The organism is Shewanella sp. ALD9 (genome assembly GCF_002836315.1).
GTDB lineage: Bacteria > Pseudomonadota > Gammaproteobacteria > Enterobacterales > Shewanellaceae > Shewanella.
This window is the reverse complement of record NZ_PJCD01000041.1, coordinates 29,687-43,240: the sequence shown is the minus strand read 5'-3', so window position 1 is coordinate 43,240 and position 13,554 is coordinate 29,687. Positions and strand designations below refer to the sequence as shown.

The window sequence follows — 13,554 nt, the reverse complement described above, 5'->3', positions numbered from 1 at the left end:
CGATAGGGAATTATGCAAACATATTTACGAAACACCTTTTTGCTACTGACAATACTGTGTTTAAGCCCCGTATTACAGGCCGACGATAACCCAAGTTTGCGGATCGATGTGCCCTTTATTGAGCTGCATTCAGGACCAAGTGATGGCTATCCAGTGGTTTCAGTTATCGAGCAAAACGAAATGGTAACGGTGTTGCTTAAGCGAACGTCTTGGTTAAAAGTACTAAACAAACGCGGCATTGAAGGCTGGTTTCATGAAGATAACCTAAAGGGTTTATCCCAAGATGGCCAAGCTATAAATGCTAACTTGATAACAGATCAAGACGTCATCAATCGCCAAATTGAAGCCGGTGTAATGTACGGCGATTTAGAAGGTGCCAACTTCTACAATATTTATGCGGGCTATGCATTTACCCCAGTATTTAGCGCTGAAATATCAGCAGGTAAAGCACTGGGGAGTATTTCAGACAGTGATGTATTTGAAGTCATGCTGTTTAGCCAACCTCTACCCGACTTAATCGTAGTGCCTTACATTGGCGTTGGCGCGGGGATCATTAATACCGAACCCCATAGTGTGTTAGCCGACACCGAATCGCGTCGCAGCACCTTAATGAGTGCTGCGGTTGGGATTAAATATCACCTTGCACGTAATTTTTTATTACGAGCCGAATATAAACTCTCGTTAGCCTTAACCGACCGAGATGAAAATGAAGAGATCCAAACATGGAAAATAGGATTCAGCGTATTTTTTTAATGCCTTTGTTCACTGCTAGTACTTTAGCGCTGACCGCATTAATACCAAGCTCAGCAGCATTTGCAGCAGACGATGTTCCAACCACAGTCAAAGCCGATTTAGAACGTCGAACGGTGCTTGATGATGTGATTGATACTGAAAACTTTGAAGTGGGTATTCAAGGCGGTATTTTGTCGATTGAGGATTTTGAATCAAATCCTTGGATAAGTGCCCATGTGGGTTACCACATCAGCGAGCACTTTTATGTCAAAGCTCGCTATGCTCAAGCCAAAGCAGGTGAAACCAGTTTTGAAAAACTGTCTAATGCAGCCCCTTTGTTAACTGACGATGAGCGCGAGTTAACTTATTACGGCTTAAACATTGGTTATAACTTGCTGCCTGGTGAGATCTTTTTCAGCAAAGACACGGTGTTTAACAGTGTCTTTTCGATTGAATTAGGTGGCGGCAGTACCGAGTTTGCCGGTGACGAGCAATTTACCGTCAACCTCACAGCAAACTACCGGGTATTTTTAACCGACTGGATAGCATGGGATTTAAGCATGAGTGATTACCTGTTTAATACCGAGGTTACTGGCGCGTCTAAAACAACCCATAATCTGAATTTTGCTACGGGTGTGTCGTTCTATTTTTAATCCACCTCGATAGTGGTCGTTAAAAGAGACCATAGAATATTCGAGTAGCAAAAGTGAAAAACCAATAAGGAAATACAATGTTGTTCAGTCGATTTAGTGGTAAATGTCTTATTGCATTAGGTGCAATATTGTTGTCGATGCAGGTACAGGCGCTCACGCTTGGCCAAGCTGCACCCGACTTCACCTTAAAAAACCAGCAAGGGACTAACCTCAATTTAGCCGAGCAACGTGGCGAGATTATCTTGATCAACTTTTGGGCATCTTGGTGTGGACCATGCCGTAAAGAAATGCCGATTTTGCAAAAATTACAAGACAAGTATCAAGACCTCGGCGTTCAAGTCTGGGGCATTAATGTTGAACAAGAAAACCAAGCAGGCAAAGACTTTCTAGCCGATCTTGATTTACGTTTCCCAATATTTTTCGACCAAACCAATTCTTTGTCTAAGACCTATCAAGTTGAAGCCATGCCAACCACAGTGATTATTGATCGCGATGGTAATGTGCGCTTTGTATTTCAAGGCTATAAAGACGGCTTTGATAAAAAGTATGCTGCTGCTATTAAACAGCTGATTAGGGAGTAAATTGATGAAAAAAACCTTATCTCCTCGTATCACTGCTTTATCGCTTAATTGCATTGCGCTATTAAGCTTAATTAGTTTAAGTGGCTGCACGAGTATGGGCATTGAGCCTTGGGTTAAACCTTACGAGCGTCAAAATTTAGCCGACCCCATCATGCGCTTAAATCGCCATCCAAGTGCCAGCATGCATATGGCTCACGTACTTGAAGGTCGTGAATCGGCCCGTGGCGCTGAAGGAACCGGAGGTGGTGGTTGTGGCTGTAACTAATTTGCTCAATAAAAGCATTAAGCTATTCACGGCATTACTTGTCAGTATGACGTGCTTGTCTGCCCAAGCTGCAGTGCTCGATCCTGATCGCGCTGACGTGTTGTATCACAGCTACGAAGGCGGCGGCATGACCATTGATGGTCCGTCAGTGTTACTCAGAAAAAAGACCTCTGAATCGGTCGCATTTACCGCATATTATTATTTAGACAGTATTTCATCCGCATCTGTGGACGTTATCAGCACTGCCAGTGCGTACACAGAAAAGCGTAACGAAGGACAATTTGGGGTTGAATACCTGCATGACAAAACCTTGATGTCGTTTAACCTGCGTCAAAGTGATGAAGACGATTATTTAGCCCAATCATTTAGCATCAATGTGTCACAAGACACCTTTGGCGATTTAACCAATTTAAATCTGGGTTTGTCTTATGGCGATAATGAGATTCGCCGTAATGGTGACGACCAGTTTGAAGAGCAAAGCGAGCAATATCGGATTCGCGCTGGCATCAATCAAGTGTTAACCCGCAACCTTACCGCAAGCTTTAACGTTGAAGCTATAGCAGACAGCGGTTATTTAAATAACCCATACCGCACAGTGAGATACATAGATAACAGCGTTCCATCTGGTGTGGCTTATCAGGCAGAAGTGTACCCAGAAACCCGCAACTCGTTTGCAGCAAAGTTCTCGGCCAGTTACTTTTTACCTTATCGCGCAGCCTTGTTTTTTCATTACCGCCACTTTAACGACAGCTGGGAAATCACCGCCAGTGATGTAGAGCTTGGATATCGACATCCACTAGGCGACAGTATCGAATTAGAATTTAAAGTGCGTTATTACCAGCAAACTCAAGCTGAATTTTACAGTGACTTGTTTCCTTATCGCGACGCGCAAAACTACCTTGCACGCGACAAAGAACTCAGTGACTTTAGCGACATCACTTACGGGATAGGCATTACCTATCAATTACCCGCCTCGGTATCGTTTGGCGACACGCGTTCAGAAGCATCGCTGCAATGGGATTATATTGACTTTCAATACAATAACTTTAGAGACCCTACCGCAGATGGCGGAGTGGGCAACGAACCGTTTTATGGGTTCTCTGCCAATGTCATCCGCGCTTTTGTCAGCGTGTATTTTTAATTGATCGCCCTAAATATTGATACTTTTAACAACGTAATTGCCAAGGCCATAACTATGACTACCGACCGTAAATGGGGTGCTTTTTTAACGCGGTTATTCGCAGCAACGTTACTGATTGCTGGTTTATTTGCATTACCAGCCCAAGCTGAAGATACCAAACAAGGCAATGGTGCATTAGCCAGCGAGCTTGAAGATATTAAAAGCCAAGTACTAAAACTCAATCGCGATCTATTTATTTTAGAAGAAGATTTATTGTTTCCTGCCAGCACCCAAATCGCGGTTTTTGTGTCGGTTGATGTGGGCCGATTTCTCAAACTCGACAGTGTTGAGTTAAAAATTGACGACAATAATGTTAGCGGTTTTTTATATACCGAACGTCAACGCAAAGCATTAGAACAAGGTGGAATTCAGCGTATTTACCTGGGTAATCTTAAAATGGGCCCTCACCTGCTAACCGCAATATTTACTGGCAATGATGCCGAAGGTCGTACAGTGCAACGGGCCATTAGCCATAATTTTGATAAAACCGATGAAACAGTAATGATAGAACTCAAAGTCGAAGACAGTGAATCAAGCTATCGGGCTGATATCAAAGTCGAACAGTGGGTATTGTAAACAACAATGGCCGTTAACACTCAATCATTTAGCCTTATGCTAGCTCACATCGGTAACCGACTAACACAAGGTTTGGGCCGTGCCGCTATGCTTTGCAGTTGCTTGGCACTCTTGCACATGACTGATCTTCAAGCGGCAGAAAACGCTGTAAAGGACTCAGTGGAGGCAACGGCAGCTAAAACAGACTTAGAAGATAAGTTTTACCGCCAATCATTGTACTTTTATTTTGCCGGTGATTATGGCGCGGCATTAAGGCAAATCAGCCTCAACCGCCAGCGCAAAGGCATATATTCTGATCGCAGCCAATTGTTCGAAGCCGGACTACAAGTGTCGATTGGCTTGCACGAGCAAGCCACCCAAACCTTGGCACAATTTGAACAACAACAAGCAAATACTTCGACCCAAACCACAGCGAATAACAGTACTAATACCAATAGCAGCAAAACGAAGTCAGCCACATCGCCAACCGAATTATTATTAATCGCTTTGTTGCAGCTCAGCGAACAGCAAATTGAACACGGCAACATTGATACAGCCAAACTCACACTAGGCAGAATTACCACATTACTGCCCGATTATGTCGAGCAATATCATGTATTAAACCAATTAGCTTATTGGCCAGATACGCCGCCATTAACCGCCCAAGTACAGCAATCAACATCAGAAGATGAGCAGCCACCAGCGAGTTCATCTGTCGCTTACATCGCCTTAAACCAGGCGTTGTTGCACATGGAGCAACAGCAATACAGTGCAGCACAACCTATATTAATTGAGCTTAAAAGCCAACAATGGCAGCCACCCAAGATTAATTTTTGGCAGCAAGTGTTTAACCCTTTTGCTGAACCCAATATTTTTGACGATAACGATGAGTTATTGCCAGAAGTTAAAGACGCCTTGTTGCAACAACAGGCCATCAATGATTATGCAAAGTTACTGTTGGCACAGTTGTATGTTGCCAATAAACAATACGATTTAGCCTATAACGAACTGAGCGATTTTCCTGAGCAAAGTCCTTATGCTGAATCCGCTTTGTTTTTATTTGCCTACTCGGCCCAGCAACAACAGCACTATGACATGTCGTTTAAGTTGCTATCGCTATTGCAGCAGCAATACCCCTACTCAAATTTAGCCTGGCAAGCCGCGTTGTTAACTGCAAAACAAGTCAGTGAGCAGCAATCTTTAGCACAAGGATTAACCTTGTATCAGCAAGCTGAACAACTGTATTTACAAAAAATTGTCGAGATAAAAGGGTTTGCAGAAACAGTTAGCACCATTAGCAATGTCACCGACTTTGCCAGTAAGACGCTTGATCAACAAACACCTTCCTTGGCAACCAAGTCTGACGCGTTAGAGCTTATCCTTACCGAGCGTTTTAGCACTGATTCGCCTTGGCTAAAAAAAGCCTTAAATGACCCGCAATTAGCGACCGATTATCACACCTTATTAAGCCTTGATTTACTTAGCGACAATGTGCAAAAACAACAGATTAACAGTCAATGGTTAAAGGACACTTTAGCCCTCAACACCCAGCGCCAAGCCCGCGTCATTGAACAACAAAAACAGCTCGCCTACACAGAGATGATTAACGCTCTCACAGAGCAAAAACAACGTATTGCCAAGATTATTGATCAAGCAGAAGCTGAACAAAATGCCCAAGTGTTTGCCGACCCAAGTCAGCAACAATGGATAGACCGTATTGATGCCAGCCAAGCCAGGTTAACTACATTGGCGACTCAACGTAATATCGACGACGAACAACAACGACTTGATAGGGTTAAAGGGGTGTTGCAGTGGCAATTACAGCAAACATTGCCACAACGACTTTGGCAGCATAAAAAAAGCCTGAAGCAATTAACAACACAACTTGAACAGCTTGAACGACAAGCTAATCGATTTAGTGCATTGTCGAGTAACACCCGCTTGTTATCTGACTTTGAGTTACGTCAACAACAAACCCAAACCGACATTAACAGCACGAACGTTAATATTACCGGACTGCGTGACAAAACCGACCGAGATATTCGTGGCAAAATGAGCATTTTTACCCAGCAACAACAATATACGTTACAGCAACTACTGCTCACCACTCGCCACCAAATGGCCAATGTATTAGAACAAATGTCACAAGCAGACACTGCGCCAATCAATCCCTTCTCAGCAAACGAATCGGCGGTAAACAAATCGACTGAAAGTGATTCCACTGTAGTTGAGTCAGCTGCACAAGGAGCGCGCTAATGTCAGTATCGGCTTATTTATCAGGCGCATTAATCTTAATCAGTGGTATTGCATTATCGGGGTGCTTTAGCAGTGGGCAGGCTGATTATGCTCAACAAGCTAAACGCACTAGCTTAGGCGATTTGGCCAACAAACGCAGCAGCGAAACGGTAGCGAGTGTTGAAATGAGCCAAACTCAACGCAGTGCCAAGTTGGCTAATATTTATCAGCAATTGCTGACACTTGAACCCGATCCTGAAATCCGGACGCACGTTGAATATCGCTTAGCGCAAATCAATACCGAATCATTTGAAGCCCAGTCTTATACAGATCTGGATGATGAGTCGCAACCAGACAGTCAAGTGCTAGCTCAGTTGACTCAAAACGATGCGGCACTGCAAAAATTAGTTAACGAATATCAACAATTATTGCAGCGTTATCCGCAACGACCTGAAAACGAACACATACAATATCAATTAGCTAAAGCGCTCGATTTACAGGGTAAATTGGATGCGAGTTTGGCTGAAGTTGAATCATTACTGCGACACTATCCGCAGACAATGTATCTTGCCGAGCTTAACTTTAGACGCGGTGAAATCTATTACAACTTACAGAATTACTCTGCAGCCATTACAGCATATCAGCAAGTATTAACCGCTAATGATAATCAAAAATACCAACTGAACAGTTTATATATGCTCGGCTGGTCCGAATTTAAACTCAATCGACTTGCCAATGCCGACAAAGCATTCTTGCAAGTGTTTGAAGCCTTAGTGGCCGGCCAGCAAAGTAATCGTGATATTGCAAACTTAACCTCCGACAACTTTGCTTTTGAAAAGCTCGGCAGCCGCGCGCAAAATTTGGCGATTGATACCCAAAGAGTATTGAGCATTTCTTTAAGCCAACAACTGCAATCTCAGTCGTTAGTTTCCTTAGTTAACGCGAATCAATCCTTGCCGAATATCAACTTATATCAGCATGTATTATTTGCCAATTTGGCCCAATTTTTACTCGACAAAAAACTCGACTACGATGCAGAACTAACTTATCAGGCATACATCGATTTGGCGCCAGATAATATCTGGGCAGCTCGCTATTCGCTAAATTTGCTCGACCTTTATCAGCGTCAAGGCAAGTTTGCCGCCATGCATCAGCTGAAAAATGACTATGTTAATCAATATGGTCTTAGCAGCACTTTTTGGGTCAATGCCAGCACAGCGCAGCAAGCAGAGTTATTACCACAACTGCTTAGCTTTAGTGACGAGCATAGCCGCCGTTTGTACGCCGATGCGCAAACTCAACAAGGCGCACAACGAGTTAGCGCTTTCGCACAGGCTGCCAGCGCATTAAACACCTATTTACAATTGGCCAAATTACCTCAAGCCAGCACGTTACTCACTAAAGATATTCTTAATGACGAGTACTTGTTTGCTGACGCCAATTTTGAAGCCAAACAATATCAGCAAGCACTTGCCAGTTATTACGCCATTGCCTATGACACCACAGCAACGTCGGCAGCCTTGCGTAAGATACAACAGCAATCGGCTTACGCAACAACCGTCACCATACGCGAAATCATTTCGCAACATGATCAAAGCCAACAAGGTCACAACCAACAAAAACAAAGTGGTCAAAGTGGTCAAAGTGGTCAAAGTAATACTGATGATTACAATAAACTCATTTCACAACGTAATCAGCTAGATAAAGACTTTATCAATCAGTATCCATCTGACGAGCGTGCCTTACAGCTCGCCAGTAACGCCGCCCAATATTCGTTTGATGCTAAAAACTACACCGACCTTAAATACTTTACTGATTTTGTATTACAAGCCCACGGCATTCACACGATCAATAATGCGGCAAGCTCAGTGCAAACCGCTACGCCGTTGTCAGACTCTGCCCGTAAGCAAGTGCAGTTTGTTAGCCAGCTTTATGCCAATAGCTTGTATCAGCAAGAGCAATACGCACAGGCTGAAGAGGGTTACATTTTAGCGCTGCAATACACAGACAAGAGCACTGACTCGTGGTCAGAAATGCGTAACCTGTTGGCTTCAAGCATTTATTTCCAAGCGCAAGCCGTTAAACAAACCGAGCCAGAATTAGCCGTAAGCCAGTTATTACGCGTTGCTCAAGCGGTTCCCGAATCAAAATATGCGGTTAATGCCGAACTCGATGCAGCAAACTTATTGCTTGAACAAAAACGCTGGCAAGAAGCGGTCGACGTATTAAAACCGTTTCAGCAACGTTATCCACACCATGAGTTTAGCGCGGTCATTCCAGCTAAATTAGCTCAATCCTATGAAGCACTAGCCCAATGGGATTTAGCCGCCGAGCAGCTTTTGATCATTGTCGCCAATGAAAAGCCCAGCGCATTAAAGCGTGAAGCTCAATACACTGCGGCGGAGTATTATTTAAAAGCAGGCGATAACAGTAGCGCACTCAGCACCTTTAGAACTTATGCTAAAACCTACCCACAACCGTTTGATGTAGCACAAGAGGTTCGCTTTAAAATGAGTGAGTTTTACCGCCAAAGCGGTGAAGCTAATAAGCAATATTACTGGTTTAGACAAATCCTAAGCTTTGATCGCAAACAATTGCAGCAAGATGCGAATGCCATTCAAGCTCGTCAAATTGAACTTGCCTCTATCGCAGCATTTTCCTTGGGTGAAGCTGAACAACGCAGTTTTGCGGCAATTAAACTCAACGCACCGTTGCAAAAAAGCTTGAAGCGCAAACAAGATACGATGAAAAAAGCCATTGGTTATTATCAACAAGTGCTCGACTTTCAATTAGCCAAATACGTTCCTCATGCAACATATAACCTCGCTGAAATGTATCGCCAACTTGCAGCCGACATGATGAGCTCACAACGCCCTGGCGACTTAGATGAATTAGCCTTGGAAGAGTACGAGATTTTACTCGAAGAGCTGGCTTATCCATTTGAAGAGAAAGCCATCGAAATTCACATCAGCAATACCCAAAGAGCATGGGATGATATTGTTGATCAATGGATTGAAAAAAGCTTTGAACGCTTGGCACAAATGTCCCCTGCCCTTTATCAAAAACAAGAGTTAACGCATGAGGTTATCGATGCTATCCATTAAGTCATTATTTACCTCATCGACACCGAAACTGGCACTATTCACGCTAGTAAGCCTTATGCTGTTACCCGGTTGTAGTACGTCACCTAGTGGCACTAACGCCAACAAGCAAACTACTACGGACCCAAGCCTAAAGGGCATGGACAAAGACATTGTCGACTTAGTTAGCCTCAATACAAAAAGTGTCAATAACAGCACCAGTATCAGTGCTGGCTCAACGGATAACCGTAATATGTATCTTGAACAAGCCTCACAGCGGTTAGCCGATGTGCCCACATCGGTATTGAGTCAATATCAGCAAGCCATTAGCCACATGAAAAACCAGCAATGGCAAGCGGCGAATAGTTTGTTTGATAAAGTGATTGTTGCAGAGCCTCAATTGTCGGGCGCCTATGTCAATAAAGCCATCATAGCAATAAATCAGCAGCAATTAGATCAAGCCGATGCACTGCTCGCAAAAGCGATTGCGGTTAATAACAGCAATCCTTATGCCCACCAAATTAAAGCTAATATAGCAAGGGTACAAGGCCAGTATGCTCAGGCTGAGCAAGGTTATTTAACGGCGCTAACTCTGTGGCCTCAATACCCACAAGCACAATTAAATTTGGCGATTTTATTAGAGTTATATCGCGGTAAGTTGTTGCAAGCCCGCCAATACTACCTGGCGTATTTGGCTAATCAGCCAAATGATGAACAAGCCAAACGTTGGCTCGCTGGCGTAGAAATAAAAATTCAACGCGCAGGGTTAACATTACCCGACAATGCTAATGGAGCAGGCTAAGATGACCATGCTAAAAGTGTTTCAAACAATCTGTTGTCATCGCGCATTACCACTGGTGTTAGCCACTTGTTTACTGAGTGTATCAGCTCAGGCTACGGCCAATGATGACACTGAAAAGCAACAAGCGGTGAAACCTGCGAGCAACAAACCTGTCGTCATTCAAAGCCAAGTGACGGGCTCACAAGAGCAACCCAAAGTGCTTTATATTATGCCATGGCAAGGGATCAATAATCCGATAGACATTAACAACGAAGGCATGCGACTGACGCTGCCTGAGTTTAGGCCTATCAATCCAAAAGTATTTCGACAACAAGTCAGAGATTTTGCCAACGGCACACCAGAAAGTAATCAATAAACACCCTGTAATAAGCTTTTAAATAAGCCATTAAATAAGCAACATGCTAGCCAAAAACTGAGTAACACCTAACAAAAATAATTGAACACCTGTAGCCATTAACGCCAGTGTTCAATACGACAATAAGAGAAGGAACATCACATGAGTTTTACCGACCATATCATTGCGTTTTTACAAAATGGCGGCCCATTTATCTATCCTATCGCCTTAGTGTTAGTGGTCGGTTTGGCCATTACCATTGAGCGCTGGTTATATTTAAGCTCTGCACATCGTAGTAACCAGCACGCTTTTGCGCTGATTAAAAATGCCTTAAAAACAGGTGACATCAATACCATTAGTCAGCATGCACAAAACCATAAAGCGCCTGTGTTTGACGTGTTGCAGTCTGGTATTGCCCGTATATCAAGTGCAAGTCGCCGTGAAGACGTAGAATACGCCATGGAAGAAACCGTGATGGAATACATGTTACGCCTTGAAAAACGCACCCCCTTTATTGCTACGCTCGCTAACATTGCCACCTTATTGGGTCTATTAGGTACCATTATGGGCTTAATCGCAGCATTCTCGGCAGTGGCTAGCGCCGATCCAGCTGAAAAAGCCAACTTATTGTCTTCTAGTATTTCGGTTGCGATGAACACCACCGCATTTGGTTTGATCACTGCCATTCCGCTGATTTTATTTCATTCAAGCCTACAAACTAAAACGGCAACCATCGTTGACTCTATTGAAATGGCAGGCATTAAACTGCTCAATTCATTGTCATTTAACAAGCAAACGGATAACAACCGAGGCTAATGAGTATGAGACGCCGTCGTCGCCCTAATACCCAAGACGCAGAACTGGATATCACCTCATTCATGAATTTGATGATTGTGTTAGTGCCAGTACTCCTGTTGAGTTTGGTGTTCTCACAAGTGCGTATTTTAAATCTGCAATTGCCAGTATTGTCTGAAGCAGAACAAGCACAAGATGATCAAGAGCCCAAAATACTCGAACTAGTGATTACCCCTGCGCGCTTAGCACTAAACTACCCAGCAGGCATGTCACTTAAACAGTTTGAACTGACTGATAAAGGTTATGATTTCGCCGCATTGTCTGTGTATCTACAAGACTTAAAGCTGACATTTCAACAACAAGGTATTGAAAAAAATGACATCGTATTGTTACTTGATCCTGCGGTTGACTATCAAACCATCGTGTCCGCCATGGACACGGTACGATCATTTAAAGCGGTAGTGGCAGCCAATTTGGTAGATGCGGAACTGTTTCCGATGATCTCATTAGGTGATGCTCCGGCCACTAATGACGCCGATGCTGCTCAGCCGATACAAGCCACTATTGGAAAACCAGTAGGAGCTAAGCCATGATGAAGCAATCGGCAAGAAGCCGCAGATTAGCTAAACACCACAAACGCTTAAAAGCTGGCAGTAAGCTCAACCTTGTTGCATTAATGGATATTTTTACCATTTTGGTGTTTTTCTTAATTGTGAATCAATCTGAAGTGCGAGTACTGCAAAATATCGAAAAAATCAGTTTGCCCGTGTCTGTTGCAGATGTACTGCCAGTTGAAAACCTGGTGATTACAGTGTTTACCGACACCGTATTAGTGCAAGAGCGCCCTATATGGCAAAAAGGTACTGATGAAATAGGCTTAACCGAACAACAAAATCCTGAGTTTATTAATGCCTTAACCAACGAATTGACCTATCAAGCCAGTAAACGCAGCGAGCTTAGCGAAACCGAGCAACAAAATGGCCGGGCAGTAACCATTATTGGCGATGCATCCACGCCTTATGTTGTTCTTAAGCAAATTATGGCTGCTTGTGCTGCAACCGGTTACCGAGATATTTCGTTGGCGGTTGAACAACAAGCAAAACAAGCTAATGGTGAGGGCTAATATGACAACAGCAACCTTACACCATCACCAAACCAATCAGAGCTTTAATGATTTAGGCGACTTATTTAAACCCAGCAAACAAGACAAACTGTTTAAACAGATTTTGTGGTTGTTGCTGTTAGTTTATGTCGTCTTTGCGGTCGTAGTACCCATGCTTGAACAAATTGAACTTCCACGTGAAGTAAAAGAGCAAGTACCACCGCAATTAGCCAAAATCATCTTGCAAGAAAAGCAATTACCGCCACCGGCCAAACCAGAAGAGAGGCCAGAGGTGAAACCGCCTGAGCCATTGCCTGAACCGGAGCCTGCACCACCAGAAGAAAAGGCACCCGAAAAGTCTGTTGAACAAGCTGTAAAGCCATCAATAGTTCAGCCGACGACGCGTGAAGCAGCAAAAGAGAAAGCCAGCACATCAGGCTTAGCGGCGATGAAAGATGAGCTTTTTTCGATGCGCGAAGCCTTTGATGTTAAACCCGCAGCGCAACGTAAACTTGACCAAACGACAGCACAAGAAGTCAAAGTAAAACGCGACTTGTTAGCTGGCGCGGCCAATAAGCAAACCGACAGTTTGGCCAAATCGACCATAAGCCAAACCGTTGCAGCAGAATCGTTAAGTGGCAACCAAACTCAACAAATACGTTTAGCAAAAGAAGAAGTATTAGCTACCCAAGGTGCCTCTGCAGAAAAAGCCAGTCAAGCTAGCCAAGGTGGACAACGTTCTGAAGCAGCATTAAGACGAACATTAGAGGCCAATAAATCGCGGCTTTATTCGTTGTACAATCGTGCACTGCGAAAAGATCCGTTTTTAAAAGGCAAAGTGATGTTTGAAATTGTCATACAACCCAATGGCAATATCAGCAAGGTAACGATTAAATCAAGCGAACTCAATAACCCCAAGTTAGAGCGTCAATTAACCTTGGTATTACGTTCAATCAGCTTCCCAGCAGAAAAAGTCGCGCTAATGACTACTATCTGGGCTATCGACTTCTTCCCGAGTTGATGGGCATAAACCTTAGTATGTCGATTGATCAAAAAAAGCAGGTAATGAGAAAACTCGTTACCTGCTTTTTATTTGGGGCAATATATCAAATGATTAACTGACAACATAATCGCCAAAACAAGGTAAATTCAGTGCAATTTTAGATCTAGAGATGCCTTGACACATTCCTCAGATAATCATTTTTTACACCTCATATCTTGTTTTCAGTCTCGGGTGATT

14 protein-coding genes are annotated in these 13,554 nt (G+C 43.5%); all 14 read left to right on the top strand.

Annotated features, from left to right (window positions below):
* Window positions 1-12 precede the first annotated feature (12 nt).
* The 14 genes from CXF88_RS16900 to CXF88_RS16835 all read left to right on the top strand — a co-directional run bounded on the left by CXF88_RS16900 (window position 13) and on the right by CXF88_RS16835 (window position 13,335).
* Window positions 13-753, top strand: a complete 741-nt coding sequence (locus tag CXF88_RS16900; protein ID WP_101087757.1) for an outer membrane beta-barrel protein — start codon at window positions 13-15, stop codon at window positions 751-753.
* Window positions 723-1,385, top strand: coding sequence for an outer membrane beta-barrel domain-containing protein (locus CXF88_RS16895; RefSeq protein ID WP_242445188.1), 663 nt, complete (start codon window positions 723-725; stop codon window positions 1,383-1,385). The genes CXF88_RS16900 and CXF88_RS16895 overlap by 31 nt, the downstream gene beginning before the upstream one ends.
* 77 nt (window positions 1,386-1,462) lie before the next feature.
* On the top strand, window positions 1,463-1,966 hold the full coding sequence (locus CXF88_RS16890; RefSeq protein ID WP_101087756.1) for a TlpA disulfide reductase family protein: 504 nt from the start codon (window positions 1,463-1,465) through the stop codon (window positions 1,964-1,966).
* 4 nt (window positions 1,967-1,970) lie between these two features.
* Window positions 1,971-2,231 carry a DUF4266 domain-containing protein gene (locus CXF88_RS16885; RefSeq protein ID WP_101087755.1) on the top strand — a complete coding sequence of 87 codons (261 nt, stop codon included), beginning with the start codon at window positions 1,971-1,973 and terminating at the stop codon, window positions 2,229-2,231.
* A complete protein-coding gene (locus tag CXF88_RS16880) occupies window positions 2,218-3,372 on the top strand; it encodes a DUF3570 domain-containing protein (protein WP_242445187.1) in 1,155 nt (384 codons plus the stop codon). Before CXF88_RS16885 ends, CXF88_RS16880 begins: the two co-directional genes overlap by 14 nt.
* 54 nt (window positions 3,373-3,426) lie before the next feature.
* A complete protein-coding gene (locus tag CXF88_RS16875) occupies window positions 3,427-3,987 on the top strand; it encodes an AraC family transcriptional regulator (RefSeq protein WP_101087753.1) in 561 nt (186 codons plus the stop codon).
* 117 nt (window positions 3,988-4,104) lie between these two features.
* Complete coding sequence (locus tag CXF88_RS16870; protein WP_157822827.1) at window positions 4,105-6,222, top strand: hypothetical protein; 2,118 nt, start codon at window positions 4,105-4,107, stop codon at window positions 6,220-6,222.
* Window positions 6,222-9,305: a tetratricopeptide repeat protein gene (locus CXF88_RS16865; RefSeq protein ID WP_101087751.1), complete on the top strand. Its 3,084-nt coding sequence runs from the start codon at window positions 6,222-6,224 to the stop codon at window positions 9,303-9,305. Before CXF88_RS16870 ends, CXF88_RS16865 begins: the two co-directional genes overlap by 1 nt.
* Window positions 9,292-10,083: a tetratricopeptide repeat protein gene (locus tag CXF88_RS16860; protein WP_157822825.1), complete on the top strand. Its 792-nt coding sequence runs from the start codon at window positions 9,292-9,294 to the stop codon at window positions 10,081-10,083. Before CXF88_RS16865 ends, CXF88_RS16860 begins: the two co-directional genes overlap by 14 nt.
* A gap of 1 nt (window position 10,084) precedes the next feature.
* Window positions 10,085-10,438, top strand: a complete 354-nt coding sequence (locus tag CXF88_RS16855; RefSeq protein ID WP_101087749.1) for a hypothetical protein — start codon at window positions 10,085-10,087, stop codon at window positions 10,436-10,438.
* A 141-nt stretch (window positions 10,439-10,579) separates the two neighbouring features.
* Window positions 10,580-11,233, top strand: coding sequence for a MotA/TolQ/ExbB proton channel family protein (locus CXF88_RS16850; RefSeq protein ID WP_101087748.1), 654 nt, complete (start codon window positions 10,580-10,582; stop codon window positions 11,231-11,233).
* Window positions 11,233-11,805, top strand: coding sequence for a biopolymer transporter ExbD (locus CXF88_RS16845; RefSeq protein WP_242445186.1), 573 nt, complete (start codon window positions 11,233-11,235; stop codon window positions 11,803-11,805). The genes CXF88_RS16850 and CXF88_RS16845 overlap by 1 nt, the downstream gene beginning before the upstream one ends.
* Window positions 11,802-12,335: a biopolymer transporter ExbD gene (locus CXF88_RS16840; protein WP_101087747.1), complete on the top strand. Its 534-nt coding sequence runs from the start codon at window positions 11,802-11,804 to the stop codon at window positions 12,333-12,335. The genes CXF88_RS16845 and CXF88_RS16840 overlap by 4 nt, the downstream gene beginning before the upstream one ends.
* 1 nt (window position 12,336) lies before the next feature.
* On the top strand, window positions 12,337-13,335 hold the full coding sequence (locus CXF88_RS16835) for an AgmX/PglI C-terminal domain-containing protein (RefSeq protein ID WP_101087746.1): 999 nt from the start codon (window positions 12,337-12,339) through the stop codon (window positions 13,333-13,335).
* The last annotated feature ends 219 nt before the right edge of the window (window positions 13,336-13,554 follow it).